This window comes from Silicimonas algicola, from assembly GCF_003970735.1.
GTDB classification, from domain to species: Bacteria; Pseudomonadota; Alphaproteobacteria; order Rhodobacterales; family Rhodobacteraceae; genus Silicimonas; species Silicimonas algicola.
Genome location: NZ_CP034588.1, coordinates 1601536 through 1627180 on the forward strand (window position 1 = coordinate 1601536; position 25645 = coordinate 1627180).

The 25645-nt window shown below is 62.9% G+C and carries 27 protein-coding genes and 1 tRNA gene; 18 read left to right on the plus strand and 10 right to left on the minus strand.

All coding sequences use genetic code 11. The annotated features are described in order from the left end of the window. Positions 1 to 4: 4 nt before the first annotated feature. From EF888_RS08015 to EF888_RS08040, 6 genes are read left to right on the plus strand one after another with little or no spacing between them, the layout of a single operon-like run. On the plus strand, positions 5 to 985 hold the full coding sequence (locus EF888_RS08015) for a sugar-binding transcriptional regulator (protein ID WP_109759994.1): 981 nt from the start codon (positions 5 to 7) through the stop codon (positions 983 to 985). Beyond that, a complete protein-coding gene (locus tag EF888_RS08020; protein ID WP_109759993.1) occupies positions 975 to 1970 on the plus strand; it encodes an aldo/keto reductase in 996 nt (331 codons plus the stop codon). The genes EF888_RS08015 and EF888_RS08020 overlap by 11 nt, the downstream gene beginning before the upstream one ends. 60 nt (positions 1971 to 2030) lie before the next feature. Next, the gene (locus EF888_RS08025; protein ID WP_109760122.1) at positions 2031 to 3725 is read left to right on the plus strand and encodes a glycerol-3-phosphate dehydrogenase/oxidase; all 1695 of its coding nucleotides are present in this window, start codon (positions 2031 to 2033) and stop codon (positions 3723 to 3725) included. A 25-nt stretch (positions 3726 to 3750) separates the two neighbouring features. Further along, complete coding sequence (locus EF888_RS08030; protein ID WP_206508460.1) at positions 3751 to 4569, plus strand: class I fructose-bisphosphate aldolase; 819 nt, start codon at positions 3751 to 3753, stop codon at positions 4567 to 4569. After that, positions 4562 to 6064, plus strand: coding sequence for an FGGY-family carbohydrate kinase (locus EF888_RS08035; RefSeq protein WP_241239844.1), 1503 nt, complete (start codon positions 4562 to 4564; stop codon positions 6062 to 6064). The genes EF888_RS08030 and EF888_RS08035 overlap by 8 nt, the downstream gene beginning before the upstream one ends. Before the next feature lie 14 nt (positions 6065 to 6078). Beyond that, complete coding sequence (locus EF888_RS08040) at positions 6079 to 7689, plus strand: GMC family oxidoreductase (RefSeq protein ID WP_109759990.1); 1611 nt, start codon at positions 6079 to 6081, stop codon at positions 7687 to 7689. Positions 7690 to 7877: 188 nt separating this feature from the next. Here the strand turns inward: EF888_RS08040 and EF888_RS08045 are convergent, their stop codons facing one another. From EF888_RS08045 to EF888_RS22190, 3 genes are all read right to left on the minus strand, one after another. Then, positions 7878 to 9542 carry a phospholipase D-like domain-containing protein gene (locus tag EF888_RS08045; protein WP_109759989.1) on the minus strand — a complete coding sequence of 555 codons (1665 nt, stop codon included), beginning with the start codon at positions 9540 to 9542 and terminating at the stop codon, positions 7878 to 7880. 132 nt (positions 9543 to 9674) lie between these two features. Next, positions 9675 to 9905 (minus strand): hypothetical protein, encoded by a 231-nt coding sequence (locus EF888_RS08050; RefSeq protein ID WP_109759988.1) that lies wholly within the window; start codon positions 9903 to 9905, stop codon positions 9675 to 9677. 468 nt (positions 9906 to 10373) lie between these two features. Next, a complete protein-coding gene (locus EF888_RS22190) occupies positions 10374 to 11102 on the minus strand; it encodes a hypothetical protein (RefSeq protein ID WP_109759987.1) in 729 nt (242 codons plus the stop codon). A gap of 225 nt (positions 11103 to 11327) precedes the next feature. Here EF888_RS22190 and EF888_RS21745 point away from each other — a divergent pair, with 225 nt between their 5' ends. Next, positions 11328 to 11531 carry a hypothetical protein gene (locus EF888_RS21745; protein ID WP_164721610.1) on the plus strand — a complete coding sequence of 68 codons (204 nt, stop codon included), beginning with the start codon at positions 11328 to 11330 and terminating at the stop codon, positions 11529 to 11531. Between the two features lie 169 nt (positions 11532 to 11700). Here the strand turns inward: EF888_RS21745 and EF888_RS08060 are convergent, their stop codons facing one another. Next, the gene (locus EF888_RS08060) at positions 11701 to 12207 is read right to left on the minus strand and encodes a YciE/YciF ferroxidase family protein (protein WP_109759986.1); all 507 of its coding nucleotides are present in this window, start codon (positions 12205 to 12207) and stop codon (positions 11701 to 11703) included. Positions 12208 to 12436: 229 nt separating this feature from the next. On the opposite strand from EF888_RS08060, the gene EF888_RS08065 reads away from it, so the two are divergent. Beyond that, on the plus strand, positions 12437 to 14086 hold the full coding sequence (locus tag EF888_RS08065) for an alpha-amylase family protein (RefSeq protein WP_109759985.1): 1650 nt from the start codon (positions 12437 to 12439) through the stop codon (positions 14084 to 14086). Here EF888_RS08065 and EF888_RS08070 read toward each other — a convergent pair. The 3 genes from EF888_RS08070 to EF888_RS08080 form a co-directional block, all read right to left on the minus strand. Next, positions 14078 to 15064, minus strand: coding sequence for an SDR family oxidoreductase (locus tag EF888_RS08070; protein WP_109759984.1), 987 nt, complete (start codon positions 15062 to 15064; stop codon positions 14078 to 14080). The two genes, EF888_RS08065 and EF888_RS08070, sit on opposite strands and share 9 nt — an antisense overlap. A gap of 826 nt (positions 15065 to 15890) precedes the next feature. Further along, on the minus strand, positions 15891 to 17072 hold the full coding sequence (locus tag EF888_RS08075; protein ID WP_109759983.1) for a ZIP family metal transporter: 1182 nt from the start codon (positions 17070 to 17072) through the stop codon (positions 15891 to 15893). Further along, positions 17069 to 18001 (minus strand): multicopper oxidase domain-containing protein, encoded by a 933-nt coding sequence (locus EF888_RS08080; RefSeq protein WP_241239845.1) that lies wholly within the window; start codon positions 17999 to 18001, stop codon positions 17069 to 17071. Before EF888_RS08080 ends, EF888_RS08075 begins: the two co-directional genes overlap by 4 nt. Before the next feature lie 357 nt (positions 18002 to 18358). Between EF888_RS08080 and mntR the strand changes: the two genes are divergently transcribed. Together mntR and EF888_RS08090 are read left to right on the plus strand one after the other, a co-directional pair. Beyond that, positions 18359 to 18811, plus strand: coding sequence for a manganese-binding transcriptional regulator MntR (gene mntR, locus EF888_RS08085; protein WP_109759981.1), 453 nt, complete (start codon positions 18359 to 18361; stop codon positions 18809 to 18811). A 169-nt stretch (positions 18812 to 18980) separates the two neighbouring features. Next, positions 18981 to 19277: a PRC-barrel domain-containing protein gene (locus tag EF888_RS08090; RefSeq protein ID WP_109760121.1), complete on the plus strand. Its 297-nt coding sequence runs from the start codon at positions 18981 to 18983 to the stop codon at positions 19275 to 19277. A gap of 62 nt (positions 19278 to 19339) precedes the next feature. On the opposite strand, the gene EF888_RS08095 is transcribed toward EF888_RS08090, so the two are convergent. After that, positions 19340 to 19609, minus strand: coding sequence for a DksA/TraR family C4-type zinc finger protein (locus EF888_RS08095; RefSeq protein WP_109759980.1), 270 nt, complete (start codon positions 19607 to 19609; stop codon positions 19340 to 19342). 146 nt (positions 19610 to 19755) lie between these two features. On the opposite strand from EF888_RS08095, the gene EF888_RS08100 reads away from it, so the two are divergent. Next, positions 19756 to 20637, plus strand: a complete 882-nt coding sequence (locus EF888_RS08100) for a hypothetical protein (protein WP_109759979.1) — start codon at positions 19756 to 19758, stop codon at positions 20635 to 20637. Here the strand turns inward: EF888_RS08100 and EF888_RS08105 are convergent. Further along, entirely contained in the window at positions 20616 to 21272 is a 657-nt protein-coding gene (locus tag EF888_RS08105) for a DUF4386 domain-containing protein (protein ID WP_126918537.1), read from the minus strand. The genes EF888_RS08100 and EF888_RS08105 overlap by 22 nt on opposite strands. 5 nt (positions 21273 to 21277) lie before the next feature. Beyond that, the gene (locus tag EF888_RS08110) at positions 21278 to 21469 is read right to left on the minus strand and encodes a hypothetical protein (RefSeq protein WP_109759977.1); all 192 of its coding nucleotides are present in this window, start codon (positions 21467 to 21469) and stop codon (positions 21278 to 21280) included. Between the two features lie 92 nt (positions 21470 to 21561). Here EF888_RS08110 and soxR point away from each other — a divergent pair, with 92 nt between their 5' ends. From soxR to EF888_RS22585, 7 genes are all read left to right on the plus strand, one after another. Further along, complete coding sequence (soxR, locus tag EF888_RS08115) at positions 21562 to 22020, plus strand: redox-sensitive transcriptional activator SoxR (protein ID WP_241239846.1); 459 nt, start codon at positions 21562 to 21564, stop codon at positions 22018 to 22020. Between the two features lie 40 nt (positions 22021 to 22060). After that, positions 22061 to 22136, plus strand: a tRNA-Val gene (locus EF888_RS08120). A 122-nt stretch (positions 22137 to 22258) separates the two neighbouring features. Beyond that, the gene (locus tag EF888_RS22195) at positions 22259 to 22828 is read left to right on the plus strand and encodes an SUMF1/EgtB/PvdO family nonheme iron enzyme (protein WP_241239847.1); all 570 of its coding nucleotides are present in this window, start codon (positions 22259 to 22261) and stop codon (positions 22826 to 22828) included. After that, complete coding sequence (locus tag EF888_RS22575; RefSeq protein WP_249033324.1) at positions 22789 to 23310, plus strand: formylglycine-generating enzyme family protein; 522 nt, start codon at positions 22789 to 22791, stop codon at positions 23308 to 23310. Before EF888_RS22195 ends, EF888_RS22575 begins: the two co-directional genes overlap by 40 nt. 932 nt (positions 23311 to 24242) lie before the next feature. Further along, positions 24243 to 24464, plus strand: coding sequence for a hypothetical protein (locus EF888_RS08135; protein ID WP_164721613.1), 222 nt, complete (start codon positions 24243 to 24245; stop codon positions 24462 to 24464). A 325-nt stretch (positions 24465 to 24789) separates the two neighbouring features. Beyond that, positions 24790 to 25122, plus strand: coding sequence for a hypothetical protein (locus EF888_RS22580; RefSeq protein WP_206508461.1), 333 nt, complete (start codon positions 24790 to 24792; stop codon positions 25120 to 25122). Between the two features lie 203 nt (positions 25123 to 25325). Further along, on the plus strand, positions 25326 to 25592 hold the full coding sequence (locus tag EF888_RS22585) for a hypothetical protein (protein ID WP_206508463.1): 267 nt from the start codon (positions 25326 to 25328) through the stop codon (positions 25590 to 25592). Positions 25593 to 25645: the final 53 nt, after the last annotated feature.

A 25645-nucleotide genomic window follows, 5' to 3' on the forward strand; every position in this document is an offset into this window, starting at 1 on the left:
CGCGATGTTGGACGAACGCAGGGACTTCGACCTGATCCGGCAGATTCACGCCGTTCTCGTGCTCCATTTCATCGAGGGGCTGAAGCAGTCCGAAATCGCAGAGCGGCTCAACCTTTCGACGTCGAAGGTGAACCGGCTGATAACGCAGGGCCGCCGAGAAGGCATGGTCCGGATCGACGTCCAGAGCCCGTTCCAGGCGCTTCTGGAACTGGAAGCGGCGCTGACGAAGGTCACCGGCCTAAAGGGCGCCGTCGTGACGCCGTCGGTTTCCGGCAGCGCCGAGACGACGCTGAACAGGGTCGGGCGCGCGGCGGCGAACGAACTCGTCTCCACTCTGCGCGATGGCGACGTAATCGCGATTACTGGAGGGAAAGCCGTCAGCGCCATCGTCCAGAATGTCGCCTCCGAGAGGGCGATGGATGTGACAGTCGTGCCCCTGACCGGAGGCGTACAGGGCAAGTACCACACGGACGTGAACCACCTCGCCATTCAACTGGCGGAGCGGCTTGGCGGCACCCCTCTGCTGATGCACGCCCCCCTTTTCGCCGAGAACCGGATGCAAAGGGACATGCTCATGGGCGTGGCGTCGATCCGGGAGGTTCTGGACGTCGCGCGTCAAGCCTCGGTTGCGCTTGTCGGGATCGGATCGATCGAGCCGGAGGGATCGAGCTACTACGACCTCTATCCGGTGCCCGAAGTGGACCGGAAGATGCTGATGGCCATGGGAGTCGTCGGCGAGTTTCTCGCGCATCTGACTCATATCGACGGCTCGATTGCGAACTATGCGTTGAACTCGCGGCTCGTCGCTCTTGCGCCACAGGACCTCAGGCATTGCAAACGGGTCATAGGCGTGGCGGCCGGGCCGGAGAAAGCCTTGCCGATCCAGTCCGTGCTGAACGGTGGTTTCCTCAACTCGCTTATCCTCGACGAGGATACGGCGCTGACGGTGCTGAACAAACTGAAGGGGACCGGGGATGCCGGATGACATGCTGACGCGAGAAATAGGGAATTCCGGTATCGAGGCCTCGGTAGTCGGTCTTGGCACCTGGGCCATTGGCGGATGGATGTGGGGCGGCACCGACGAGGCCACCTCGATCGCGGCCATCCAGGCGGCGGTCGACGCGGGTATCACCCTGATCGACACCGCTCCGGCCTATGGGCAGGGCGTGTCCGAGACCATTGTCGGAAAGGCGCTTCAGGGCCGGCGCGAGAAGGTGGTGCTCGCCACGAAGTGCGGAATCGTCTGGCACACGCAGAAGGGCAACCACTTCTTCGACTACGACGGCAAGCCGGTTCACCGCTACCTCGGCAAGGAGTCGATCGTCTACGAGGTGGAGCAGAGCCTGAGGCGGCTGAACACCGACCGTATCGACCACTACATCACCCACTGGCAGGACCCGACCACCCCGGTCGAAGAAACCATGGAGGCGCTCGAGGCCCTCAAGGATGCAGGAAAGATCCGGTCCATCGGCGCTAGCAACACCGATACGGACATTGCGCGTGCCTATCTTGCCGCCGGTCAATTGGACGCGGTTCAGGAAGAGTACTCGATGATCAAACGCGATCTGGAGAACGAGATTCTGCCACTGTGCAGGCAGAACGGCGTCTCGGTTCTGAGTTATTCGTCGCTTGGTCTCGGCCTGCTGACGGGCAAGATCGGACCGGAGCGCGAGTTCTCCGGCGACGACCTGCGCAAGGGCAATCCCCGCTTCTCGCTTTCCAACCGAGAAAAGGTGGCTCGGCTGATGGCGGCCATAGGACCTGTTGCCGAGCGCCACGGCGCGACGCTGGCGCAGGTGGTGATCGCCTGGACGGTTCAGCAGCCGGGGATCACCTTCTCCCTCTGCGGTGCGCGGGACAGGCGGCAGGCCGAGGAGAACGCCGCGGCCGGTCGCATCCGTCTGTCTGCAGAAGAAATTACCGAGATCGAAACCCAGGCCCGTACGCATTTGACCGGGCTCGATACCTGATCCGGGACGAAGAGGATGACCGCAATGCCGCCGGACCCTGTTCCGGCGAACAGGAAAGACATGCCTGACCAACGCACCAGAGCGCTGAACAAGATCCGCCAAGACGGGGCCTTCGACGCGCTCGTCGTTGGCGGTGGCGTCAATGGCATAGGCGTATTCCGCGATCTGGCGCTGCAGGGACTTCGTGTCCTTCTCGTCGAGCGCAACGACTTTGCCTCGGGATGCAGCGCGGCGCCATCGCGGATGATCCATGGCGGGTTGCGGTATCTTGAAAACGGCGAGTTCACGCTGGTGCGCGAAAGTCTTCGGGAACGCGACATCTTGCTGAAACTGGCGCCGCATATGGTCAGGCCACTGCCCACTGTCATCCCGATCACGTCCTGTCTCTCCGGCCTGTGGAACGGCGCTGCGAGTTTCCTCGGCGCGTCGCGGAAGCCGGCAAGACGCGGGGCGCTGCCGATAAAGATTGGGCTCGAGCTCTACGACTGGGTGACCCGCAAGGGCCGGGTTCTGCCGCGACATCGCTTTCTCACATCATGGGAGATGCGGGACCGCTGGCCCGACTTCCTGCCGGCTGCCCGACGCGCTGCGATCTACAGCGATGCATGGATCTCGCACCCCGAGCGCCTCTGCATCGAAATGCTGCGGGACACCGAGGTCACAGCACCTGACGCCGTCGCCGTCAACTATGCCGAAGTCATCGTGTCAGACGGCACTTTCACTCTCGTTGCTGGGGACGAACGTCTGCGGGTCGAACCCCGAACCGTCGTGAACGCCACGGGAGCATGGCTCGACGACACCGCGAGCGCGTTGGGAGGCGGCGACGGCCAGCGTCTCGTGGCCGGCACAAAGGGCTCCCACCTGATCCTGGATAACGCCAGGCTTTTCGACGCGCTCGACGGACACATGGTCTATTTCGAGAACGGGGATGGCCGCATCTGCATCGTCTTTCCCTATCTCGGAAGAGTGCTGGCGGGAGCGACAGACATTCGCGTCGACCGGGCAGGGCGGGTGCGCTGCGAACCGGAGGAGTGCGACTACATTCTTGGCGCGTTGCGTCAGGTCTTCCCCTCTATCGAAATCGGACCGGAGGATGTCGTCTTCAGCTACAGCGGCATCCGGCCCCTGCCACGAAGCGACCACCGCTTCACCGGGCGCATCTCGCGCGACCACGAAGTGCGAAGGATAGAAGGACGGGTGCCGCAATTCGCGATGATCGGGGGCAAATGGACGACATTCCGCGCTTTCGCGGAGGATGCGACCGACGCGGTGCTGTCTGAACTGAAGCGGAGCCGGACGCGATCAACCCGCGACCTGCCCATCGGTGGAGGAGCGGGCTTTCCTTCCGATCCGTTCGCTCTGGTGGGCAGAATCGTCGAGGCGCGCGGCATCGACGCCGACCGGGCCGCGCTGCTGTTCGATCTCTTCGGCGCCAAGGCCGAGGAGGTTGCGGTGGCGGGAATGGATTCCCCTCCGCTGCCCGGAAGCTCCCTGACCGAAGGCGACATCCGCTGGATGATCCGGCACGAGTTCGTCGTGCGGCTGTCCGACATCGTGCTGAGGCGAACCCCGCTCGCGATCGCCGGCAGCATCTCGACCGAGTTGATCGAGGCCATCGCCCGGATCTTGGCGACTGAGCGGAGCCTTTCCTGCGATGCGGCGGGCGCGGAGATGGCTGAACTGTTCGCAGAACTCAACGACTATCACGGCGTGACGCCCCAGATGCTGGCGATGCGCAACACGAATGGAGGCTGAAATGCGGGTAAACACCAAGGCACGAATGAACCGTCTGTTCACGAATGGAGGCTGCCTGGATGTCGCCGTCGACCACGGGGTCTGCAACGAGCCGAGCTTCATGAACGGTCTGGAAGACATGCCCGCCGTGATGAACACGCTGATCGGCGCGCGACCTGATGCGATCCAGTGCGCCTACGGTCAGGCGGACCTGCTGCAATCCCGACCCGAGAAGGACAAGCCCGCGCTGGTCCTGCGGATCGACATGGGCAACCCCTACAACGATCAGCGTCATCGTGTGATGTGGTCCCAGCTTCAGAACCACGGCGAGCCGATCCTCGGCGCGCTGGAGATGGATGCCGCCGCCGTCGTGGTGAATCTCTTCATGCTGCCTGACGAGCCTGAGTTATTTCGCCAGTGCATCGAGAACATCAGCCGAGTACGAGAGGATTGTCGCAAGTACGGGATGCCTCTGATGATCGAGCCGCTGGTGATGCTCCCGAACGAAGTTCGCGGCGGGTATCAGGTGGACGGCGACGCTGACAAGATCGTGACGCTGGTCCGGCTGACATCCGAGATGGGGGCCGATATCATCAAGGCCGACCCGACCGAGAACCCGGAGGACTTTCACCGGGTCATCGAGGCTGCCCGCGTGCCGGTTCTGGTGCGGGGTGGCGGCAAGGAGGACCTGAGGACCGTTCTGGAGAAATCCGCGAAGATCTTCGCGCAGGGTGCCAGGGGCATGGTCTACGGACGGAATATCTATCAGCACGACAAGCCGAGTGCGGTGGTCGCGGCGCTCAAGGCCATCATCCATGACGGCGCCGACGGCGAGGCGGCCTGGGAGGTTTACAGCCGTGCCTGATCCGTCCCGCTATTTCCTCGGCCTCGATGCCGGCAATACCGTCATCAAGGCGGTGCTCTTCGACAGCGATGGCCGTCAGATCGCCGTGCACGCGCTGGACGGGCAATCGTCGACGCCGGAGCCTGGCCATGTTGAGCGCGACCTGAACGAGCTCTGGGCGAATGCGCGGACGGCCATTGCAGGCTGTGTGGCCTCTGCGGGTGTCGCGCCGGAGGACATCGCGGGGATAGGCTGTGCCGGGCACGGAAACGGTCTCTACCTCTTGGACCGCGCCGGCGCGCCCCTTACCGGCATCCAGTCGCTGGACGCGCGTGCTGCCGCTCTTGCAGCAGAACTGTCGGCGAAAAATGGCGACGCACTTCATTCGATCTGTCTGCAGAGGCCCTGGCCCTCACAGACCCCGACGCTTCTCGCGTGGGTCAGGCAGCACCGCCCGGCGCTTTACGAGGCAGCCGACACTGTCCTCTTCTGCAAGGATTTCATCACGTACAGGCTGACCGGAGAGCGCGTCAGCGAGATTTCGGACATGTCAGGCGCGGGTCTCCTGCGGATGCCCGAATGCACCTATGACGACACTCTTTTCGCGCTCTACGGCATCGAGGACGCGAGGGAGAAGTTTCCTCGCCTGATAGAGCCCTGCGAGATCGCCGGGAGAGTCACGCGCGCGGCGGCGGAGGCAACGGGACTGGCCGAGGGCACGCCAGTGATCGGCGGCTATTTCGACGTCGTTTCAAGCGCCATGGGCTCTGGTGTGGTCAGACCCGGCGAAGCCTCAATCATCGCCGGAAGCTGGAGCATCAATCAGGTCTTCTCGGAGATGCCCGTCGTGGATCCGTCGGTTTTCATGGTCTCCGCCTTTGCGCCAGGCCGCTTTGTGAACATGGACAACAGCGCCACGTCGGCGGCAAACCTCGAGTGGTATGTGCGCGAATTCGTCGAGCGCGGCGCGCATCACGAGGATCCGTTCGGTTTCGTGAATGCCCGCCTGTCGCAGGTCTCGCCCAAATCCGACGATCCGTTCTTCCTACCATTTCTCTATGGCTCCGGGCAGGGCGCGTCGTATCGCGCAGGTCTTGTCGGAATGGCCGGCTGGCATGGGGAAGGTCATGTACTCCGCGCCCTCTTCGAAGGCGTCATGTTCGAGCACCGCCGCCATGTCGGTGTCCTAGAAAAAGCCGGATTGTCCTTCGATCGGGCCGTTCTTTCGGGCGGCGGCTCGCGCAGTCCTCATTGGCCGCAGATGTTTGCCGACGGCCTCGGTGTCACGATCAGGGTAGCCGAGGCCTCCGAGACCGGCGCGCTCGGCGCCGCGATCGGTGTTGCCATCGCGGTGGGCGAGGTATCCGGTTATGAGGAGGGGATCGACCGGATGACGCGTACAAGGGCGGAGCTTGCTCCCGACCCTGAGATGAAAACACATTACAACGAAAGGTATCATGCGTATCTGGACCTGACCGAACGGATGCGGGAGTTTTTTGCGCGTCTTTCGAAATGACAGACGGGACAGCCATGACTTCGACCGACCGCCTTGAGGGAGACTACGACTACATCGTCGTGGGCGCGGGCACCGCAGGCTGCGTCCTGGCCAATCGCCTGACCGCCGATCCGACAATCCGCGTGCTGCTGCTCGAGGCAGGCATGTCCGATCGCTACCACTGGGTGCAAGTTCCGGTGGGTTACCTGTACTGCATCGGTAATCCGCGAACCGATTGGATGATGAAGACCGCCGCAGAGCCAGGACTGAACGGCCGCAGTCTCGCCTACCCGCGGGGAAAGCTTCTGGGCGGGTGTTCGAGCGTTAACGGGATGATCTACATGCGCGGGCAGGCGGCGGACTACGATCACTGGCGGCAGCTGGGCAATGCCGGGTGGGGTTGGGACGACGTGTTGCCATACTTCCTGAAGTCCGAGGATCACCACGGAGGAAAGAGCGAGCTGCACGGAACCGGCGGCGAGTGGAAGGTCCAGAAGCAGCGCCTGAAATGGCCGATCCTCCACGCGGTGCAGGATGGCGCGCGCGAGTTCGGCATCCTTCCGCGCGAGGACTTCAACGACGGCTCCAACGAGGGTTCAGGCTTCTTCGAGGTGAACCAGTCCGGAGGTTTCCGCTGGAACACCGTGCGCGGGTTCTTGCGCCCGGCACTGAAGCGGCCGAACCTGCGCGTGATGACCGGCGCCGTGACCGACCGCCTTCTCCTGGACGGAAAGCGAGCGTCGGGCGTCCGGTTCCGGCATCGCGGGCGCACGATGGAGGCGCGGGCCCGGCGCGAGGTGCTGCTCGCGGCAGGGTCGATCAATTCGCCCAAGCTCCTCGAACTCTCGGGGATCGGACGCGGCGACGTGCTGTCGCCCCTGGGCATAGAGGTTCTGCACGATAGTCCCGGGGTGGGGGAAAACCTTCAGGATCACCTCCAGATCCGGACGGTGTTTCGTGTCAGCAACGCAACGACGCTGAATACACTGGCCAACTCCCGGGCGGGGCGGGCCGCGATGGCCGTGCAATATGCCTTCAACCGCTCGGGGCCCCTCTCGATGGCGCCCAGCCAGTTCGGGATGTTCACCCGATCGGACGAAACGCAGGCGACGCCCAATCTTGAGTACCACGTCCAGCCTCTTTCGACCGACAAGCTTGGAGACCCGCTGCACCCCTTTCCGGCTATCACCGTGTCGGTCTGCAATCTCAGGCCTGAAAGTACGGGAACGTGTCACATCACGACCGCCGAGAGCGATGTGCAGCCCGACATACGCCTGAACTACCTCTCCGCAGAGAGGGACAGAGAGGTCGCCGTCGCCTCTGTCGGACAGGCGCGGCGCATCATGACCGCAAAGGCATTGAGGCCATACACGCCCCAGGAAGTCTTGCCGGGACCAGAAATCGCAAGTCGTGAAGAGCTGATACAGGCTGTTGGCGACATTGCCACCACGATCTTCCATCCGGTCGGGACCTGCAGGATGGGCCCCGATGAAGCCGCGGTTGTGGACAGCGCGCTGCGCTTGAGGGGCATCGAGGGGTTGCGGGTGGTCGACGCGTCCATCATGCCGAAGATCGTCTCGGGTAATACGGCGTCACCAGTCGTGATGATTGCGGAGAAGGCGGCCGATATGATCCTGAACGGTTGAGGTCAAAGCCACACAAGTGCCCGGCTCATGCCCGGAAAATGAAGGATTGCAGCCTCGTCGCCTCCCCCGATTCAGCAAAGAAAGCGTTGCGGCCCAATCAGTTCGGGGGCCCGGAGTTGCCATTCCCACGCGGATACCCCAGTGCAGAAGCTTATCGTTAGCCTCCACCCACGCCGCGCGAAGGACACTCAACGGTGCGGCTTGCGCGACCACGATATACGGGAGGACCGATCCGTGATGATGGCAGGCGCCGCGAGGGGAGGTCGTCGGGACCTCAACGTCCGGCGCCCGACCCAGATGCCTAGCGCTGCGGCCCCCGCCGCCAGAAGGATCGTGCCGAGGCCGGCTGCTTCGAGGTGATAGGGTTCGATGGCACGTTTGACAGCGTGCTTGGCGCGCTCCTTCGGACGAGGGCGGTTTTGCGGCCAATACCGGGGATCAAGGATACGGCTGTCCGCCAGCACCCGCTCAAGCGGGTCGAGCGGCTGCGGCTCGATCGGATGGAGGCTCCGCCCCTCAGGCGTCCGCAGCGTTTCTATCGCGCTGATGAGCGAGCCTTGCTCCCGCCACGCCGATTGGACTTCGTCCGGTTCGAGATTCAGATGCTCGCCCAGCAGCGAGAGTGTGAAGCTGCGGATCAGGGTGCGCTCCGCCTCGGAAGTGGCCTCGACCGCGATGTCGCATTCCGTGTCAAAACCCATCGAGCGATTGTCGATATTGCTTGATCCGATCTTCAGAAGCCGATCGTCGATTACGAACACCTTGGCGTGAACGTAGATCGGAATGCCCCCCGCGTTCGACGGGTAGAGAATGGAGAAGCGCCCGCCACCGCCTCGCTCGTCCGCCTCACGCAGACGTTCGATCATCCGCGAGCGGACGGAATGCATCGCCTCGTCCTCCAGGAAGCTTTGGGCCGCCTGCGGGTTGACGATCACGATCTCCGGGCCGCCCGGCTCGGCCAGTCGCGCCTCCATCGCCTCGCAGAGCGAGCCGGAAGCAAAATACTGGCTCTCGACATAGATCGTGTTCCGGGCGGCGCGGATCGCGGCGAGGTAGAGTTCCTCGATCTCGTTCACCAACGGCCTGCCGTGGTAGCGCGGCTCGGTGCGGGCGATGCCGATCTCGACATCCCTGATGTCAGGTTCCAGATCGTCCGGCCAAGGCATCGGGCCGCTGCCTTCCGGCGCAGGCAGCGCCTCGTCCGTGGCCGACTGCCAGCGAGTTCGCGCCAGATCGCCGAGGGCGTGGGCAACCGGGCCCTCGAGCGCGGTGGTGACGTCGTGCCAGGGCTGGTGCAGCGAGCCGTTCGGGTCGGTCCGGCGTTCGTCGTCGGGCGTATGGTTGCGCGTGTCCCAGCGCCCCGTGGTCACGTCGATCCCGCCGCAGAAGGCGAGGCGGTCGTCGATCACGACGATCTTCTGGTGATGGCAGGCGCCCACCGGGTGGTGGCTGTCCAGCGCGAAGCGGATGCGGTCGGACGCCAGCTTCAGGCTCAGGGTCTCCCACGCCTGCGTGCGGATCTCGGCCAGCATCGCGCCGTCCCACTTGAGGATGTGCAGGCGCAGCCCAGGCCGTTGGTCCACCACCGCCTTGAGGAACTCGCCCAGCTTGTTGGGCCAGCCGTCAGGCCCATTGCCGTCGTCGTCGCTCTGGCCGGGCAGCATTTCGATGCGAAGGTCGAAATCCCAGCCGATCAGGTAGACTGCGCGCTCGGCACGGGTCAGCGCCGCACGCAGGTGCTGAAAATAGGCGGCCGCGTCGACGATCAGAGCGGCACGGCTGGCGCGCGCCACGCGCCAGCATGTCGTGCCTGGTTGAAGCAGGACGTCGGTCTGATCTCTGGTCGTCGGCATGGCAGGCCCCCGGTTTCTGGCACGTCGGCGGTTCCGCCCGCCGGTCGTTGCTTCAACAACGGCGGCGCGAATTTGATCCGCAATCGACGTCGATCGAGGAAAACAGGTGCCTTGGAGCGCAAGTGACATTTGTCAAAGGACGGTGTGGGGCCGGCGGTAAGCCTCTGGAACAACGCTCGTCCGAGTGAGGGCGTTCGCTTCAGGCGACGCTGATCCGTCGTCTCGTGTTACGATGTCGGCGGAGAGGTGTCTGCCAAGTCTCTTCTCCAGGTCCCGGAAATCTTCGTACACGGCCGATAGCACCTGGAAAAGCATCCATTCCGCAGAGTCAGTATCCATCATCTGACGCTTCAGGTCTTTCATTGTCACTCTCCTTGAGCAGGCCGCCCGCGCCAGACAGTGCCGGAGCTTACACGCGGACGGTTTGGTGTTTCAGGTCGCTCAAAAGCATCCGGGCAGGGAGCAAAAGAGACAGAAGAAGCGGTCTGTCGGGAAGCCGCCCTTCCCGGAGGCCGCAAAGACGCTGACTGAGGTTACTCTCTGGACGCTCTGCCTGACACAACATGGATCAGTGTGTGAAAGGCAACGGGCCGCAGACGCAGACACGGAGTGGGGCGACAAGAACGGCTATACATTTGCATCGGCCGAGGGCTGCGCAACATGATCTCGCGACGTCAAAACGATCGACCCCATTCCGATGGTGCTTCTGGCGCGGCGCTCCTGTGCCGGATCCGGGCAGAGAGGGCGCTATGGAGTGAAGACCGCGAGGGCGCGCGTGACAGGGGAAGGGTCGCACCGGTAGAGTTGCACGCCGTGACCCTTCGATCGCGATCAGATCGCCACAAGGAGAGCACCATAACCCGCGACCCCCGCTAGGAACGGCAGGAACCGGCTCTTGCGCTCTTCCGGGAGCTCCTCCTTGAGAACATTGAGCACGACCGCACCCGAGAGAAACGAGAAGAGCGCAATCAGCGCGATCTCGCGAACATCTATGCTGGCTCCCAAAGCCCAACCAACCACAACGGCAGCCGCAAGCACCCATCGGCCGCCGCGATCATATAGCTCTTCGTGGTCTTGATGCAGACCGAAGTCGTTGGTGAAGAAATGCAGCGCCATGGCCGTGAAGTACAGCAGCAGCGGTGTCCATCCCGTCTCTTCGCGATGTAGCAGCAGGTATCCGATCAAGAGATTATAGGCAGCGAACGAAGAGATGTGCAGCCAGAAGACCCCCCTGGAGGCCCGGTCGACCCGTTGCTCTTCCCGCATCCGCTCCCGCGCCCCTCTTATCAGCCGCTCCATGCCGTAGAAGGTCACGAGGCCTGCCAGCGACAGTGCGTAGACAACTGCGCCGGGGTGCTCTGCCCCGTCTCGCAACGTCCTCTCATGCTCTGCAAGCTCCGGAAGCAGATGCATGAAAACGTACGCAACGGCGACACCACCCGCCAGGGACAGCCATCTGCTTCGTGGCACGGCTCGCACCCAGGTTAGCCTGGGGGTGAAGACATGCACCGCAGCGAGCGTCAAGGCGCACAGGAACGTCGGCAAAAGCTGGATGTTCATCGTGGTTTCTCCAATACGCGCTACGACGTGGGGAAGGCGCCGCTGCAGGGCTCGCTCCCGCTCTCAAACATAGGCTCAGTCCGCCCGCTTCACGTCGCGGACGCAAGTTACGCGTTCAAGCTGGGAGACGCGGCCCTTGAACGATTGCTGCACAAGATTTCCGGGTCGCAAGCAGAGACCCGGATGTAGGCTCTCGCAGAGTGCGTCGTTTGGCGGGGGTCCGGCGTGATTGAACTCGTTTTTATAGCTTGCCTGATGTTGGATAACGGGCAGTGCAAGGAAGAGAAGCTGCTCTATGCGGAAGGTTCTTTGATGGCGTGCATGATGCATGGCCAAGCGGAACTTGCAGCATGGGCTGACCGCAACTCGGCTTGGCGGATCGAGCGCTGGTCGTGCCGACCGCACGATCCGACAGTCGCAGATCTGTAAGCTCGGTCTCCCTGACAGGATCAGCGCAAGCCTTCCTCCGGGCTACGTGTCGGCGGACTTGGGTGGCCTGCGCCGGTCGGGGTTCCCTTGGGCCGATGACCCTGCGCACTGCTGACCGGCCCAATGTGAGAGGAGCGACCTGTTATGGCCGCTCCGTCCCAGTCCGAGTTCACGCCGCTTTCGCAGTTTGAGCCGCCTGGTTCACCGTCTTCTCAGCGAGAGACGTGAGGTCCTTATCTGTTTGCGACTCTTCTTTCAAAGTGGCGTCCAGCAATTTCACGGCGTCGGGCATACCTAGCTCCTGCGCCCATCTCCTAAGCGTGCCGTAGCGCGTCATCTCGTAATGCTCGACGGCCTGGGCTGCGGAAATGAGCCCGGCATCGAGCGCGGCCGTGCCCTTATACTCGTCGATGATCTCCTCACCCTCGTCGATGATGCCCTTGATCGCCTCACATGTCTTGCCCCGAGCAGATTTTCCGATGATCTCGAATACCTGCTCCAGTCGTGCGACGTGTTCCTCGGTCTGTTCCTTGTGCTTTTCGAAGGCGTTCTGAAGCTGTTCGTTCGTCGCGGCACGCTGCATCTTCGGCAGTGCCTTCAGGATCTGCTTCTCCGCGAAGTAAATGTCCCGCAGGGTGTCGTGGAACAGGTCGCTCAGCGTCTTTTCCTTGGCCATTTGGTTTGTCCTTCAGCTGTGAATGCGAGTGAAGGCGTAACGCCGTGGCAGGGGGCCTCGTTCCCGTCGGCCAGGCTTCGTCTAGGTGATGGCGAAACTCTGCTGAATCTCCGATTTCTTGTCCTCAAGAGAACATGAGGCGGGCGCAAATGGCTTTGCGGACGGCCGCTCCCAGTCGCGGACGAAGGTTCGCCTTTGCAGGCCGGCTCATCGTCCTATCATCCTTGATATGATCGACCTGTGGTACAAGAACGCCGTCGCCTATTGTCTCGACGTCGAGACCTTCATGGACGGCAATGGCGATGGCGTCGGTGACTTCGGGGGACTGGTCCGCCGTCTTGATTATCTCGAAGCGCTCGGCGTCAACGTGATCTGGCTCAACCCTTTCTATCCCAGTCCGAACCGCGACAATGGCTACGACATCAGCGACTTCTACGGGGTTGACCCGCGACTCGGGCATCTTGGGGACTTCGTAGACTTCATGCGCGGCGCGCGCGACCGCGGAATGAGGGTCCTCGTCGATCTTGTGGTGAACCACGTGTCGATCGACCACCCTTGGTTCCAGTCTGCGCGCTCATCCCAGAATTCGCCCTATCGCGACTGGTTTGTCTGGTCGAAGAAGAAGCCTGACGACATCTCGAAGGGCGTAATTTTCCCAGGCGTGCAGGAGGCTGTCTGGACCTACGACCGCACCGCACAGAGCTGGTACATGCACCGCTTCTACGAGCATCAGGCCGACCTGAACATCGCCAACCCCCAGGTGCGATCCGAGATCTTGAAGGTCATGGGCTTCTGGCTGGAACTTGGCGTGTCCGGGTTTCGCATCGACGCGGTACCGTTTCTGATCGAATACAAAGGGCTGAAGGAAGAGCCCGAGCGCGACCCGCTCCTGCTTCTCTCGGAGATGCACGATTACCTCGCCTGGCACAGCACTTCGTCCATCATGTTGGCCGAAGCGAATGTGGAGCGTGAAAAGACGCCCGAATACTTTGGAGGTCGCGAGTTCGGCGCAGACGAGCGTATGCACATGCTGTTCGATTTTCCCCTGAACCAGTACCTCTGGCTCGGCTTTGTGCGAAAGGATGCCGGGCCCGTCGCCGAGGCACTGCGATCGAGGCCAGACGGCATGCCGTTCCAGGCACAATGGGCGATCTTCCTGCGCAATCACGACGAGTTGTCGCTCGACAAACTGACGGAGGAAGAGCGCGAGGAGGCGTTTTCCGTGCTCGGCCCCGATCCCACGATGCGCCTCTACGACAGGGGAGTGCGGCGCCGTCTTGCGCCGATGCTGGGCGGCGACCAACGGCGACTCGAGCTTGCCCATGCCTTGCTCTACGGACTGCCCGGCACACCGGTGATGTGGTACGGAGACGAGATCGGCATGGGCGAGGACCTTGCCCTGGACGAACGCTGGGCTGTCAGGACTCCAATGCAGTGGTCGGCGGGTCGCAACGCCGGTTTCAGTGAAGGAGATGGCGACACAGTCGTGCCCGTCGTGAGCGACGGGCCATTCGCGGCTGCCGCCGTCAATGTCGAAGCAAGCGAGCGTGAACCCGGTTCCTTGCTCAAGAAGGTCCAGGAGATGATCCGCACGAGGCGATCCTGTCCCGAAGTCGGCTGCGGCGACTGGCGACTGATCGAGGATTTACCGCCTAGCGTGCTCGGGCTTTGCTACTCGCGGCGAGGCCGTAGCCTGGTGGTGTTGGCGAACTTTGCGGATCATGTCGTCGACCTTCCGGCTACGGCGCTTTCCGTCCGCCATGCCAAGACCGAGCTCACGTCGGACGGGGTACACGTCGCGTCCGTCGACTGCACGAAGCTGACTTTGCAGCCATACGGATACCTCTGGCTGAGACCGCAGCCCGAGACGTCAGAATAGGAACGCGCCAAGCGCGAAGGTAGCCGCTAGCGCCCCGCAGACCGCAAGCAGCGCAACGCCCTGGCGCATTGCGGGCGAAATCAGAAGCGGGCGTCGGCTGGTTGAGCGGTCGGCGAAGCGGCCGCGCGCGGAGAACGCTCCGGGGACGGTGTCGAACAGATTATCGGCGCGGGTCGGGTCTTCGGCCTCTGCCGTAAGCTGGCCGTCGTAGCCCTGTTTCGAGAGCAGACGGTCGCCAAGCCAAGGCGCGAGTTCGTAGCTCAGGATCGCCTTCGCCGCCGGAAACCCGAGCCAATACTCCCGAGCGGGGCGGCGCGCTGCGCGGACGATTTGCTCGGCGACTTTCTCGGGATCGAAGATCGGAGGCACCGGTTGCGGACGCCGCCCCATCTTGTTGCGAGCCCAGTCGAATTGCGGTGTGTTCACGGCAGGGAGATGAACGACCGTCAGTTGGACATTTGACCCTTCGTGTATCAACTCGCTTCTCAGGCTGTCCGTAAAGCCGACTATCGCCGACTTGGCCGCGCAGTAGGCGGATTGGAGGGGAATGGAGCGGTATGCGAGAGCAGAACCGACTTGCAGGATAAGGCCGCGGTCGCGCGGCCGCATGAGCGCAAGTGCCGTGCGGGTCCCGTGAACCGTTCCGAGATAGGTAACTTCGGTGACGCGAGAGAACTCCTCGGGCGTCGTTTCAGCCACTGGAGCAAGCACTGTGACCATGGCGCAGTTCACCCAAATGTCGATCGGTCCTATCTCGGCCTCGAACCTCTCCGCCGCCTGCGTGAGCGCCTGGGCGTCTGCCACGTCGGCGGGCAGGGCAAGCGCTCGACGAGACATTCCTTCAACCTCGGCGGCAGTCGCATCGAGGCGGCTGGCATCGCGAGCGATCAACCCCACGTCGTAGCCGTCCTGCGCAAATCGACGTGCGAGAGCTCGTCCAACCCCGGCCGACGCCCCTGTAATGACTACATTCGACACATCGACCTCTCGTTTGATCCCAGGACGCCGTGCGGGACAAGGACGTCTCTTCAGGGAACAGAGATCCTGCGCACGGACATCACCGGAACGCCCGCATGCAGTGACTGTTCCGACCGGCGCGACAAATGATCAACAAGCGGAGGGGCACAAAGCTGCTGTACGATGGTTGCACCCCCCAGTTGGAGCCTTGGCAGAAGCCAATGACGGACGCCCCGGATGACGAAGCCTATGGGCTATTGGTCGCTATTAAGCCCGCAGGAAACGCAGATAAACTCGCCGCCATGCTCGACAACCTCGCCCGTCGCAGAGCTGCGTCGTGCCAAGCGAAGTCGAAACCGACATCTTCCGGCCGTCTGAGTTGAAGCCTTTCGCGAAGCCGTCGAGAACGTCCGACAAACGTCGTCGGTCAGTCGCGACATGCCTTCATGCGGTCTCGGCGTCTGCAAGGCTCGCCACACTCTAGCCATCTTGCGCTCGTAGGCGTCGAACAATCTCAGCTGAAATTGGAGGACAATCGATGAATGACCTGCTGACCAACCCGCTCGCAATTGCAGCCTTTCTGTGCGGCGTTGCCGTGCTTTATCTCGTCGTTTCGCGAACACTGAAGAAGAACAAGGACTGACCCCTTCTCCTCGATGTTGTCCATCCGAGTGTAGAGCGGGCTCCTTGCGACCGCGAGAAACCGCTGCGTGATCGGCGACTGTCGGGCGATGTACAGACCTGCGCAACCAACGTCAGGCAGGTTTGTACACGGTCAGAGAGATCGCCAATCGCAGAAGTTCGTGCATCGCGAGGCGACGCTCGATGCACCGATCAGGCTGGGTTCCTAAACCTTGATGAGTGCCGCCGTGACGTACATGAAAGCAAGCCCGGCGAGGAAGCCTCCCAGCACCGACGGCGCAAGAACGGATTTGAGGCGCCCGCTGTTCTGCCGCATCAGGTAGGCGCCGACCTCGAAGATCACCTGCAGGATCGCACCGGCGCCAATCGCCAATGCCAGGGCTGACCATTGCGGCGCGTGGGCGAGGCTGCCCGACCACATCCCAAGAACCGCCGGGCCGCCTGCCAGAAGCGTGAGCAGTACGAAGGTCCACAGGGTAGGCTGGGACCGAAGCATGGGCGCGGCGATGCCGAGCCCCTCTGTCACATTGTGCAGGGCGAAGCCCAGAACGAGAAAGGTGCCGAGGCCTGCGGAGCCTGCAGCAAAGGCCGCTCCTATCGCGAGACCCTCGCCGAAGTTGTGCAATCCGATCCCGAGGGCGATGTAGTAGGCGAGCGCTATGCCCTCCGGTCGACCGCGCGACCGACCCACGGCCATGAGCAGCAGGAAGCTCGACAGGGCCACCAGCCACACCATGGCGGCGCCCTGAAACAACGCGGCAGCCTCATTCGAAAGCTCCAGCGCCTCAACGATCATGTCGACGAGCAAGAACGCGAGGAGACCGACGGTGAGGGACAGAAGGATATTCATCCCCGACTGGCCGAGGCCGCGCAGGGCGGGAAAGAACATCAGGCCGAGCACAACTGGCAGAAGTCCGACGATCGCGCCGACCAGCGCCTGACCACGCATCTGCCCCAGCGACGCCTTGGGTGTGGGCACGGCGACCGCGATCTCGTGCTCGAAGGCCGCGCCCGTGCTGGACAGCACGTTGACGAGGTGCGCCTCTCCCAGAACCCAAGGATAAGGAATCCGCAGCCACACGGCGCCGCCGCGCGCGACCGGGCCGGGCGGATCCTGCGTGAACGTCCAGAAGGCATCGTCGACCATGACCTGAGCGACGGTCATCGGTTCCGAGCCGCCGGCGCGGACAAGAAGGCTTATGCCAGTCTCGTCGAGGATACTTCTCTCGACGGTCAAGGCCTCGACCGGCGGCGCACCGTTGTCGAAGCCGCGCAGCGGATCGAGCGAGGCGATCCAGACGAAGGCGCCGAGCATGAGCGCCAGCGGGAACGCGACCCAGAGAATCCGGAACGTCGCGGGGTGCGTAGGGTCGGACCGGTCTGTCATGCCGAGGGGTCCCGAACATCGAACATTCCGATCCAGCCGAGCTCGGTGAACTCGGACTGGTGGGCGTGGAACATGTACATTCCGGGTTCGTGGTCGGCGAAGCTGAACTCGAGGATGCCACGCTGCGCCTGGCACTGCATGATGACGTCAACGGTGCGCAAGGTCGGCGTCAGGTTCGTCCCGGTGTCGTAGTAGTCGAAGAAATTGGCGTGCAGATGAAACGAGTTGATTGGATCGAACTCAGTCACGTTGAGCAGGTAGATGCGGACGGGTCGCGACTTGTCGACGGGAATCGGCACGTTCATGTACGCCTGTCCGATCGTGTTGCAGGCATAGACCTCGTTGCCGCCATCGAAGTTCGTATCAAAGGCGTTCATCACCATCGCCATTTCCTGCCATCGGGCATTCTCGGGGCTGCCCAGAACGCGAGACGCTGCGACCTCGACATTCTCGGGATGGCGTGACGGGTCGGGGTCGATCACGAAGAGGCCATACATGCCTTTGTGCATGTGCCTTTTCAGTGGCAGGGCATGGCAGTGGTAGAGATGGCATCCGAAGGGCCGCGCGTCGAAGTCGTAGACGAATTCCTCTCCGGGTTCGATCAGTCCGGCACCTGGGACGCCATCCATCCGGGCCGAATGGATTCCGTGGAAGTGCATGGAGTGCGGATGCGAGCCGAGGTTGCGGAACACGATCCTCAGCCTGTCGCCCTCGCGGGCGCGGAGAGCCGGGCCGGGCACACGCCCATTGAAGGTCCAGGCCGGAAAGAACAGGCCGGGAGCGATCTCGATCTCCTTGTCGATGGCTTCGACGGTGAAGGTTCGAAGCGTCCGGCCGTCAGGAAGCAGCTCGGTTTGTCCGGTGTCCCAATCCGTCAGCATGTGCGTCGGGTCGAACCCGTTCCGGACGTGATCTACGAGGCCGACCATGGTCATGTTCCCATGCGCCATACCGGGCATGGGTGCCGCGAACGGTGAACTCTCGGGGTGCGCCATTCCCTCGTGCCTCGTCTGCGATCTTGCACCGGACGCGACGAATGCCGCTCCGCCGGCGGCGGCCAATCCGCCTGCCAGCAACGTTCGGCGCGTAGGCTCGATTGTGCGCGGAGCCTCGATGGCAAGATGCCCATTCGAAGGGGAGCCAGGAGGGGTCTTCGCGTCGCTGTGCACAGGCGGAACTCCTTTGGGGAGGCCAAGACGTCAAGCTGTGGCGCATAAAGTTAGACTGGGCTAATATTTCACGCTCACCCTTTACCTGTCAATCCGCCGCATGCGAGACTGATTTCGATGGATGACGACAACTCCGAGAAAGCCTCTCCCGTCGAGGCGCGCGCCGTAGAAAGCCGCGCTGAAGCCTTCCAGGGGGTCCGAGACGCGCGCCGGAGCGAAGTCGCTGAAGACTATGTCGAACTGATCGCCGATCTGATGCTCGAACAGGGAGAGGCGAGGCCGGTGGACATCGCGGCGCGTATGGGTGTGACGCCCCCTACCGTCGCGAAGACCCTCGATCGGCTTGCAAGAGATGGGCTTGTCACGCGGGCGCGTTACAGATCGGTCTTTCTGACGGAAGAGGGTCGCGCGCTGGCGGAAGAATGCCGGCATAGGCACGAGATCGTGCTGCGCTTCCTTCTCAAACTGGGTCTCGATCCTGAAACAGCAGAGCGTGATGCCGAAGGCATCGAGCACCACGTCAGTGAGAAAACACTCAAGCTGTTCGAGGAATTCGTCTCGGGGTCGTGAATTTTGCCAACGTGAATGCAGCCTCGGTGCCTCAGGCGCTCGTTGGTAGGCGCGTTACGTCATTTGCACGGACAGGTCAGGCGCGGCGTCTTCAAGCGCGACCGTCAGGTCAGGAACTCGCATGTGGTCCCGGCGTTGCCAAAGTGAAGCAATGGAGGAGACCCTGATAATGGATCATACGAACCATCAACGCCTGTCGGAAACGGAATGGACGCAAGACAATCTCGAAGGCGCCAAGATCCTCGGCACCGATGACGAGACGCTCGGAACGGTGTCCCATGTTCACGGCAGCGGAGCGGGATCCACGGTCATCGTCGATGTCGGTGGCTTCCTCGGCATCGGCGCGAAGCCGGTCGCCCTGAATGGTCAGAGGCTGACGTTCATGCGCGATCAGGACGGCACCGTTCACGCGACGACGACGTTCACGAAGGACGAATTGAAGTCGCTTCCCGAACATCACCACTGACAGGCCTCGGGCCGTCATCGCGGGCAGCGGAAACGCTTCCCGCGACCCAAGACACAAATCCCCTACTTCAACTGACTGTCCTTCGACCCGCGTCGATTGATGCCGCCCCTCGAAACGGGCCGCGTATCGCGTTCGGTCTGACAGTCAATGCACAGCTTGACGCCGGGCAGCGCGATCCGACGCGCCTCGGGGATCGGTTCGTCGCATTCCGCGCAGTGAGTCAGACTTTCGCCCTCGGGGACACGCCTCGCGCGCATCCGCACCAATTCGTCCTCGATAGAGGCGTCTATCTGATCGTTCACCGCGCCGTCGCGCGCCCATCCTCCGGCCATCGGTCTTCCCTTGCTCTGACGTCAAAATATAAGGGCCGTCGCAACCGCGATCAAAGGGTGCAACGCGCATTCGGGGCGGCGAGGTCCCTTGACCCCGATTCCGACCGCCGGATAGACAGGCCAGACCCGACGGCAAGGACCCGACGATGGACGCCGCGACGACCCAACCCACATGGCAGTGCGTGATGATCCTCTGGGGCCAGAAATACGGCCCCGGCATCGTCAACCACACCGTCGAGGCCGTCCTGCGTCATGCGGCCACGCCGCCGCGCTTCGTCCTCATCACGGACCGCGACCGCCCGGGTCTGCATCCTGCGGTGACGACCGTGCCGTTCGATCCGTGGTTCCTGAAGCCCGAGTTGATGAAGGACGGCTGTCAGGCCAAGCTCGTGATGTTCGAGGCAGGCTTCGTTCCCGACGACCTTCCTGCAATCTACCTCGACCTCGACACAGCGGTCTTCGGCGACGTCACGCCCATCTTTGCCATGATGGACAGCCCAAAGACGCTCATGATGCTGCAAAGCGTCGTCTTGCCGTTCGGCCCGCTCGCCCGCCTGATCTGGCGGATCACCGACAAGCGCAAGTATGCGCGCGGCAACTCTTCGGTCGTCGTCTACCACCCGCGCGAATGCACCTACATCGCCACGCACTTCCGCGAGTTGTGGGAGGCGCATGGCGGCCTCGGCATCCGCCCCATGATCGCAGACGAGCGTTTCATGTCCTGGGCCGCGCAGGCGCACGTCAAGCGCCTGCCGAAGAGCTTCGCGGTGAAATTCTCGACCGAGTACATGTTCCCTCTCAAGGCCTGGGTCCGCCTCAAGGCGCGCCTGCCGTGGGTCAGGCGCCGGCGCGCGAACCTTGTCGCCGTGACCATGCCGGGCCCTCTCATCAAGCCCGAACGGCTTCTCGCCTACCGCGAGGGCGACGAGGTCAAGGACAACAAGGACCGCTGGCTGATCTGGAGCCGCGCCACCCTGGGCGACATGGGCGAGCGGCTTCAGTCCTATTACGCCAGCCTCTCGGACTGACGGCGCAACCCGCCGCGCAGGAGAGCGACCGCGAAACCCGTCTCGGCCACAATCGCGATCAGGTAGGCGGGCAGGAATGCCTCGGAAGCGGCTGGCGCGACTATGCGCAGGCTGCTGCCCACGAGGTAGACCGCGCCCGCCGCCTGGATCATGTGCCCGGTCCAGCGCCCGACAAGGCCGCTTCGCAGGATCAAGATGCCGGTCATCAGACTGTTGAACCCGAAGAAGATCAACCCCAGGTCATAGCCTGCCGCGTGCGACGCCATCGCCTGCGCCGCCATCCCGGCCTCGCTCGACTGCGCCCAGAGGAGCGCCGCGTGCTGAACCGGCAGGTTCGCCGCGATCACCGCCGCCTGAATCAGTCGAAGGGCCGCCGCCGTTGCCGCCAGCCCTTCGTCGGTCGACCGGAACAGCTGGAACAGCACGACCGCCAGGGCCACGTCGCAAGTCACCATGACCGCGTCCGACAGGATCGACAGACGGAAGGGCAGGGCGCCGTCGCGGATCGCCGCAGCCATCGCCTCGGGAGCCATCCCGGCAAGCGGCGCGCGGACAAGGACTTCGCCGCCAAGACCCAGAAAGATGATGGCGAGATAGAGAAGGCCCGCCTTTCGAAGAAGAGTGGCGTCATGCATCTGCGTCACCTCGCTCGGTTGGGTCCGACGTCAGGGTCGGACAGGGAGAGGCAGCCGCAATCGAGCCCCACGTCCCGCATCAGGCTGCGGGGCAGGGAGGCCAGGCGGTCGAGGTTGGCCGCATTGCAGAGCGCGGCGATTTCCTCGGCCACCTCGGGAGGCGTGCGGCGCGGAGCGGTGAAGAGGCGGCGGAACATGACGTCAGTCCTTGTCAGGTTGATGATTCGGAGGCAGCCTACGTCCTCAAGTTCACTTGAGGTAAAGCCCCGAGTTTGCAGAAGAGGACGCGATGCACCCGAACGACCTGAGTGTGGGAGAGATGGCCGAGCGCGCAGGCGTCCCGGTTTCGACGCTTCACTTCTACGAAGCCGAGGGCCTTATCCGAAGCTGGCGGACACCCGCGAACCACCGCCGCTACGACCGCCGCGAACTTCGCCGCATCGCGGTCGCCCGCGTGGCGCAGGCCGCGGGCATACCGCTTTCGCAGGTGAAGGAGGTGCTTGATCGCCTCCCGCGTGACAGGGCCGTCGGCAAGGCAGACTGGGCCAAGGCCGCTCAACCTTGGGCCGATCTCCTCGACGAAAAGATCGAGATGCTGACACGCCTCCGTACGCAGATGCACTACTGCATCGGCTGCGGCTGCCTCTCGCTGGAGGATTGCCCGCTCTACAACGCCGAGGACCGTCTCGCTGCCAACGGTGCGGGTCCCCGCCGCTGGATCGGCGCGCGCGACGAGAGGGCGGACTGACTTGCTCCACCCGCAGTCAGAGGATAAACCCTGCGACGGCGGGCGATTAGCTCAGTTGGTAGAGCGCCTCGTTTACACCGAGGATGTCGGGGGTTCGAGTCCCTCATCGCCCACCAATGTCTTCAACAGGTTATACGAATTTCAGGCGGCTTTTGCGAGGAGTGCAATGGTTAGAGCGTCATTCGCAACCCGCAACCTGAGCGAGGGTTTTCAATCTCGATTGTCTGAGGAAGCGCGCGTGGGAAAAGGCACTGTTTCGACGTTTCGAGCCTTCGTTCGAAAGAGCCGCGACGCGGTTCTCGTGCTGATGCTCGTGACGCTTCTCGGCATGCCCGGGCCGATCCCCGCCGAAGAGGCCCGCATTGATCCAAGCCAGCTTGAGCCGCTGGCGCAGTTCCAGGAGTGCGATGCCTGTCCGGAAATGATCGTTCTTCCCCTGGGCGATTTTCTCATGGGCGGTCCGCCTGGAGAATCCCGGCAGAGCCTGCACCTGGAGCTCGGGAACATCCGTCCCGTGAACCCGGACGACCCGCACATCTCGACCTCCGAAGGTCCGGTGCATCGGGTCGAAATCGACCTGCCCATAGCCATGTCGAGGAACGAGGTGACCTTCGGAGAGTGGTCAGCCTGTGTCGCCGATGGTGAATGCGGGGGTATGAACCGGACCGTCTCATGCTTTTCTCGAAATGCGAACATAAAGACGGACTCTGGTTTTGCCACCGAAGGGCGTCCGAGTTGGAGGCGACGAACGCCCATCCCGTTCACGGAGTGTCTTACAACGATATTCAGCTTTACCTCCAATGGCTGAACGCCAAGGTAGGGACGAAAGCATACCGTTTGCCGACAGAAGCCGAATGGGAATATGCGGCCCGCGCCGGCACACAGACACCTTTCCCTCACGGCGAGTCTATCACGACCGACCAGGCGAATTTTTCTGCGTCCGCCGATGACAATTTGCTGTGGCTGCCTCGCGGGACCTTTGTGGCGCGCGGTCATTCCGTTACAGTCGATGCTCTGGATGCCGCCAACGCCTGGGGGTTCCGGCATATGGCTGGCAACTTGGAGGAAATGACACAGTCCTGCTGGACCGGCCGTCATCCGGGTTGGCGCACATCGAGCGGCTACCTCGAGGTGGATAAAGGCATTGAATGTCGGCGCGTGGTCAAAGGGGGAAGCTACATCTTGTCGATGAACAGGGCTCGCCCTGGGTATCGCGCGCGGAGCGAACAGGACGCAAGATCGTCCCGCCGAGGCTTCCGCGTGGTTCGGGAATTGGAAAGGGAGGAATAAGGTCTCCCCGACCGCTGCCCGATTAGCCTTGCAGCGAGGCGAGGATCGTCGCGACCTCAACGGGAATCGTTTCGATGCCATGCAGCGTTAGTCCGTAGAGGAAAAGCCCTCCCGGCTGACGGGGCATGTGGGACGCCAGCCGCAGGCGATCGGACGCGCCGATCGTAACGGAAGGATCCAGGGATGGGGATCTGGGTAAGTTGAGCACGGTCTGGTGCCTCCGCGATTCAGGTTCGACCTTCCCGAAGTGCTGATAGTGTTTCTGAGCCGCATGGATTCCCGAAGCGCACATGCCGAGGACCGGCCGCTACGGCTTTGGGAACCAGGTCTGACGGGACTGCGCCGCTCGCCGTGACTCTTGGGTCAGCAGGGTGTGGGCGATGGTCGCCGTCGGTCTGAGCGGGTTAGAACCCCCAGATCACTTGTGGAAGAAGCGTCGCCTGAATCTAGGCGGAGTGCGCACTGCGGACGCAAATATAGGGCCTCCAGAGGCGCAACGGTGTCAACCGGGATGCAGACAAGCATGGGCCACCTGCGCCCAGAGCAGGGACACAGCTGCCGGCGTCCTGACAACGGCCGCGTCGGTGGAAAACCCGTCTCGGGGCGCGCAGAATTGGACTGGCATTGGCCGCCGCCGGCCGGCCGGATCGAAGGCAATTTTGGGCACGGAATCCGCCGCCGTAGGCCTTTAGGCTCTCTATAGATGAAAATAGACTTGAGATCCTAACGAGGGTTTTAAAGTTGAACTTTCGCCTGTTTGGCCTCGCAAATGGGCTGGGACAATCTCGAGTTGAAATCACAGTCGGCGTCGCGAGGATTTTTCTCTCTCGTTCAATCTTAAATTGAGTGCTGAACTTTGCGAAATTCTCCCGAGGGTTTTAGGCGGGTTTTAGTCGGGCCTCACCTGGTTCTGGGCTTTCAAGATCAGGTCGATGAAAGAGGCTCACAGGATGATCCGGGGCAACCCGCTCAGGGCTCTGCTCACCACCTTCGCGGCTGGCGCCATGCCCGACGTGCCGGGGATCTCGGTCGGATCGCCGATCACCGACAACTTCCTCTCGGTGACCAACGAGGGACGCCTGGGCTACTCGGTCGGGCCACAGATGCTCTTCCACGCGCCTGCCCTGAACCCCTGGCTCCAGGTCATCCACTGAGCCCTATGCGATAAAAAAGACCCCCTCTGGAGAGGGGGTCTTCTCTGAGGTGATCAGCCTCGCTAGGAACCCACCAAGGAGCGGGTTAGAGGAAGACAACCACCGAAAAAGTCACCTACGACGTAGGAAGGATCATCCGGAACGACTCCTATCGGGGGCATCATCATGTGATTCGGCGAAAGTAGGCATAGCTTGACGCCAGCTCGATATTCCGCTGCCGCACGGCGCCAGAAATTCCTGCTGTCAGGCAGCAGCGGTACTGAAGTTCTGCGAGGTCGAAGGCGGGCGGAAGAACGATAGACCAGAGCTGACCAAGACGCTAACCTTGGCGAAGTTGACCGGGGCGACGTTTCTGTTCGCCAAGCTCGACTGTCGGGACCGCAACGCAGCCTTTCTGCTCACCCTCCGAGACAGCGGGGTCAGGTTCCACGTCTGCGGCATGCCCGAGGCCAACGACCTTACGGTCAGCATCGCCGAACAGGCTGGTTGCGACCAAGAGCTTCTCGAGCTCGAGCTCGGCGGCCCCGGCTTCGACGGGGCGGAGCTCGACGCGTTCCTAAAGCACGGCGCTCCTGACCCGCGGGAGGAGGCAACACCGGAGGTGCCAGAGGTTCCCGTCTCGCGTCCGGGTGACCTTTGGGTGCTGGGGAAGGCATAGGCTCATCTGCGGCGATGCCACGGACAGGGCCACGGTCGAGCGTCTCTTATGGCGTGCGGCCGCATCTCACGGCAACAGATCCTCCGTTTGGAGTGAACTGCGACCCCGACTGGCGTAACCACGCCGGGCCTCCGAAAGTAAACGTACGGGCTGAACGACCACAGGGCCGACTGGCGCGACGCCTGGGCGCTCTTCCTGGCGAGGTGGCAAACGTCTGGCACGGGGCGCTCCACGCCGGCACCGTGGCCGACAGCCTCCTCGCCTGCGACTTCGAGATCCGGAGCCAGATCATCTGGGCAAAGGAATGGCACGTGCTCTCGCGGGGTCATTACCACTGGCAGCACAAGCCCTGCTGGTACGCGGTGCGGGGGCAGGGGCCACTGGAGCGGGGACCGGACGCAGTCCACCCTCTGGTCCATCCCGAGCCGGGACCAGGACGCCACCACCATCCACGAGACCGAGCGGATTGAGCATGCGGTCGCCCACACGAGCATCGAGGCCATGAGCGACGCGAACTTCGACG

Bases quoted from the DNA above. Each gene is read 5' to 3' on its own strand.
- EF888_RS08100 (WP_109759979.1), top strand. From the start codon at position 19,756: ATGGACGCCGCGACGACCCAACCCACATGGCAGTGCGTGATGATCCTC.
- EF888_RS08105 (WP_126918537.1), bottom strand. From the start codon at position 21,272: ATGCATGACGCCACTCTTCTTCGAAAGGCGGGCCTTCTCTATCTCGCC.
- EF888_RS08060 (WP_109759986.1), bottom strand. From the start codon at position 12,207: ATGGCCAAGGAAAAGACGCTGAGCGACCTGTTCCACGACACCCTGCGG.
- EF888_RS08050 (WP_109759988.1), bottom strand. From the start codon at position 9,905: ATGAAAGACCTGAAGCGTCAGATGATGGATACTGACTCTGCGGAATGG.
- EF888_RS08075 (WP_109759983.1), bottom strand. From the start codon at position 17,072: ATGACAGACCGGTCCGACCCTACGCACCCCGCGACGTTCCGGATTCTC.
- soxR (WP_241239846.1), top strand. From the start codon at position 21,562: ATGCACCCGAACGACCTGAGTGTGGGAGAGATGGCCGAGCGCGCAGGC.
- EF888_RS08095 (WP_109759980.1), bottom strand. From the start codon at position 19,609: ATGGCCGGAGGATGGGCGCGCGACGGCGCGGTGAACGATCAGATAGAC.
- EF888_RS08015 (WP_109759994.1), top strand. From the start codon at position 5: ATGTTGGACGAACGCAGGGACTTCGACCTGATCCGGCAGATTCACGCC.
- EF888_RS08110 (WP_109759977.1), bottom strand. From the start codon at position 21,469: ATGTTCCGCCGCCTCTTCACCGCTCCGCGCCGCACGCCTCCCGAGGTG.
- EF888_RS08025 (WP_109760122.1), top strand. From the start codon at position 2,031: ATGCCTGACCAACGCACCAGAGCGCTGAACAAGATCCGCCAAGACGGG.
- mntR (WP_109759981.1), top strand. From the start codon at position 18,359: ATGGATGACGACAACTCCGAGAAAGCCTCTCCCGTCGAGGCGCGCGCC.
- EF888_RS08040 (WP_109759990.1), top strand. From the start codon at position 6,079: ATGACTTCGACCGACCGCCTTGAGGGAGACTACGACTACATCGTCGTG.
- EF888_RS08030 (WP_206508460.1), top strand. From the start codon at position 3,751: ATGAACCGTCTGTTCACGAATGGAGGCTGCCTGGATGTCGCCGTCGAC.
- EF888_RS08090 (WP_109760121.1), top strand. From the start codon at position 18,981: ATGGATCATACGAACCATCAACGCCTGTCGGAAACGGAATGGACGCAA.
- EF888_RS08135 (WP_164721613.1), top strand. From the start codon at position 24,243: ATGAAAGAGGCTCACAGGATGATCCGGGGCAACCCGCTCAGGGCTCTG.
- EF888_RS08080 (WP_241239845.1), bottom strand. From the start codon at position 18,001: ATGGTCGGCCTCGTAGATCACGTCCGGAACGGGTTCGACCCGACGCAC.
- EF888_RS22190 (WP_109759987.1), bottom strand. From the start codon at position 11,102: ATGAACATCCAGCTTTTGCCGACGTTCCTGTGCGCCTTGACGCTCGCT.
- EF888_RS08020 (WP_109759993.1), top strand. From the start codon at position 975: ATGCCGGATGACATGCTGACGCGAGAAATAGGGAATTCCGGTATCGAG.
- EF888_RS08045 (WP_109759989.1), bottom strand. From the start codon at position 9,542: ATGCCGACGACCAGAGATCAGACCGACGTCCTGCTTCAACCAGGCACG.
- EF888_RS08065 (WP_109759985.1), top strand. From the start codon at position 12,437: ATGATCGACCTGTGGTACAAGAACGCCGTCGCCTATTGTCTCGACGTC.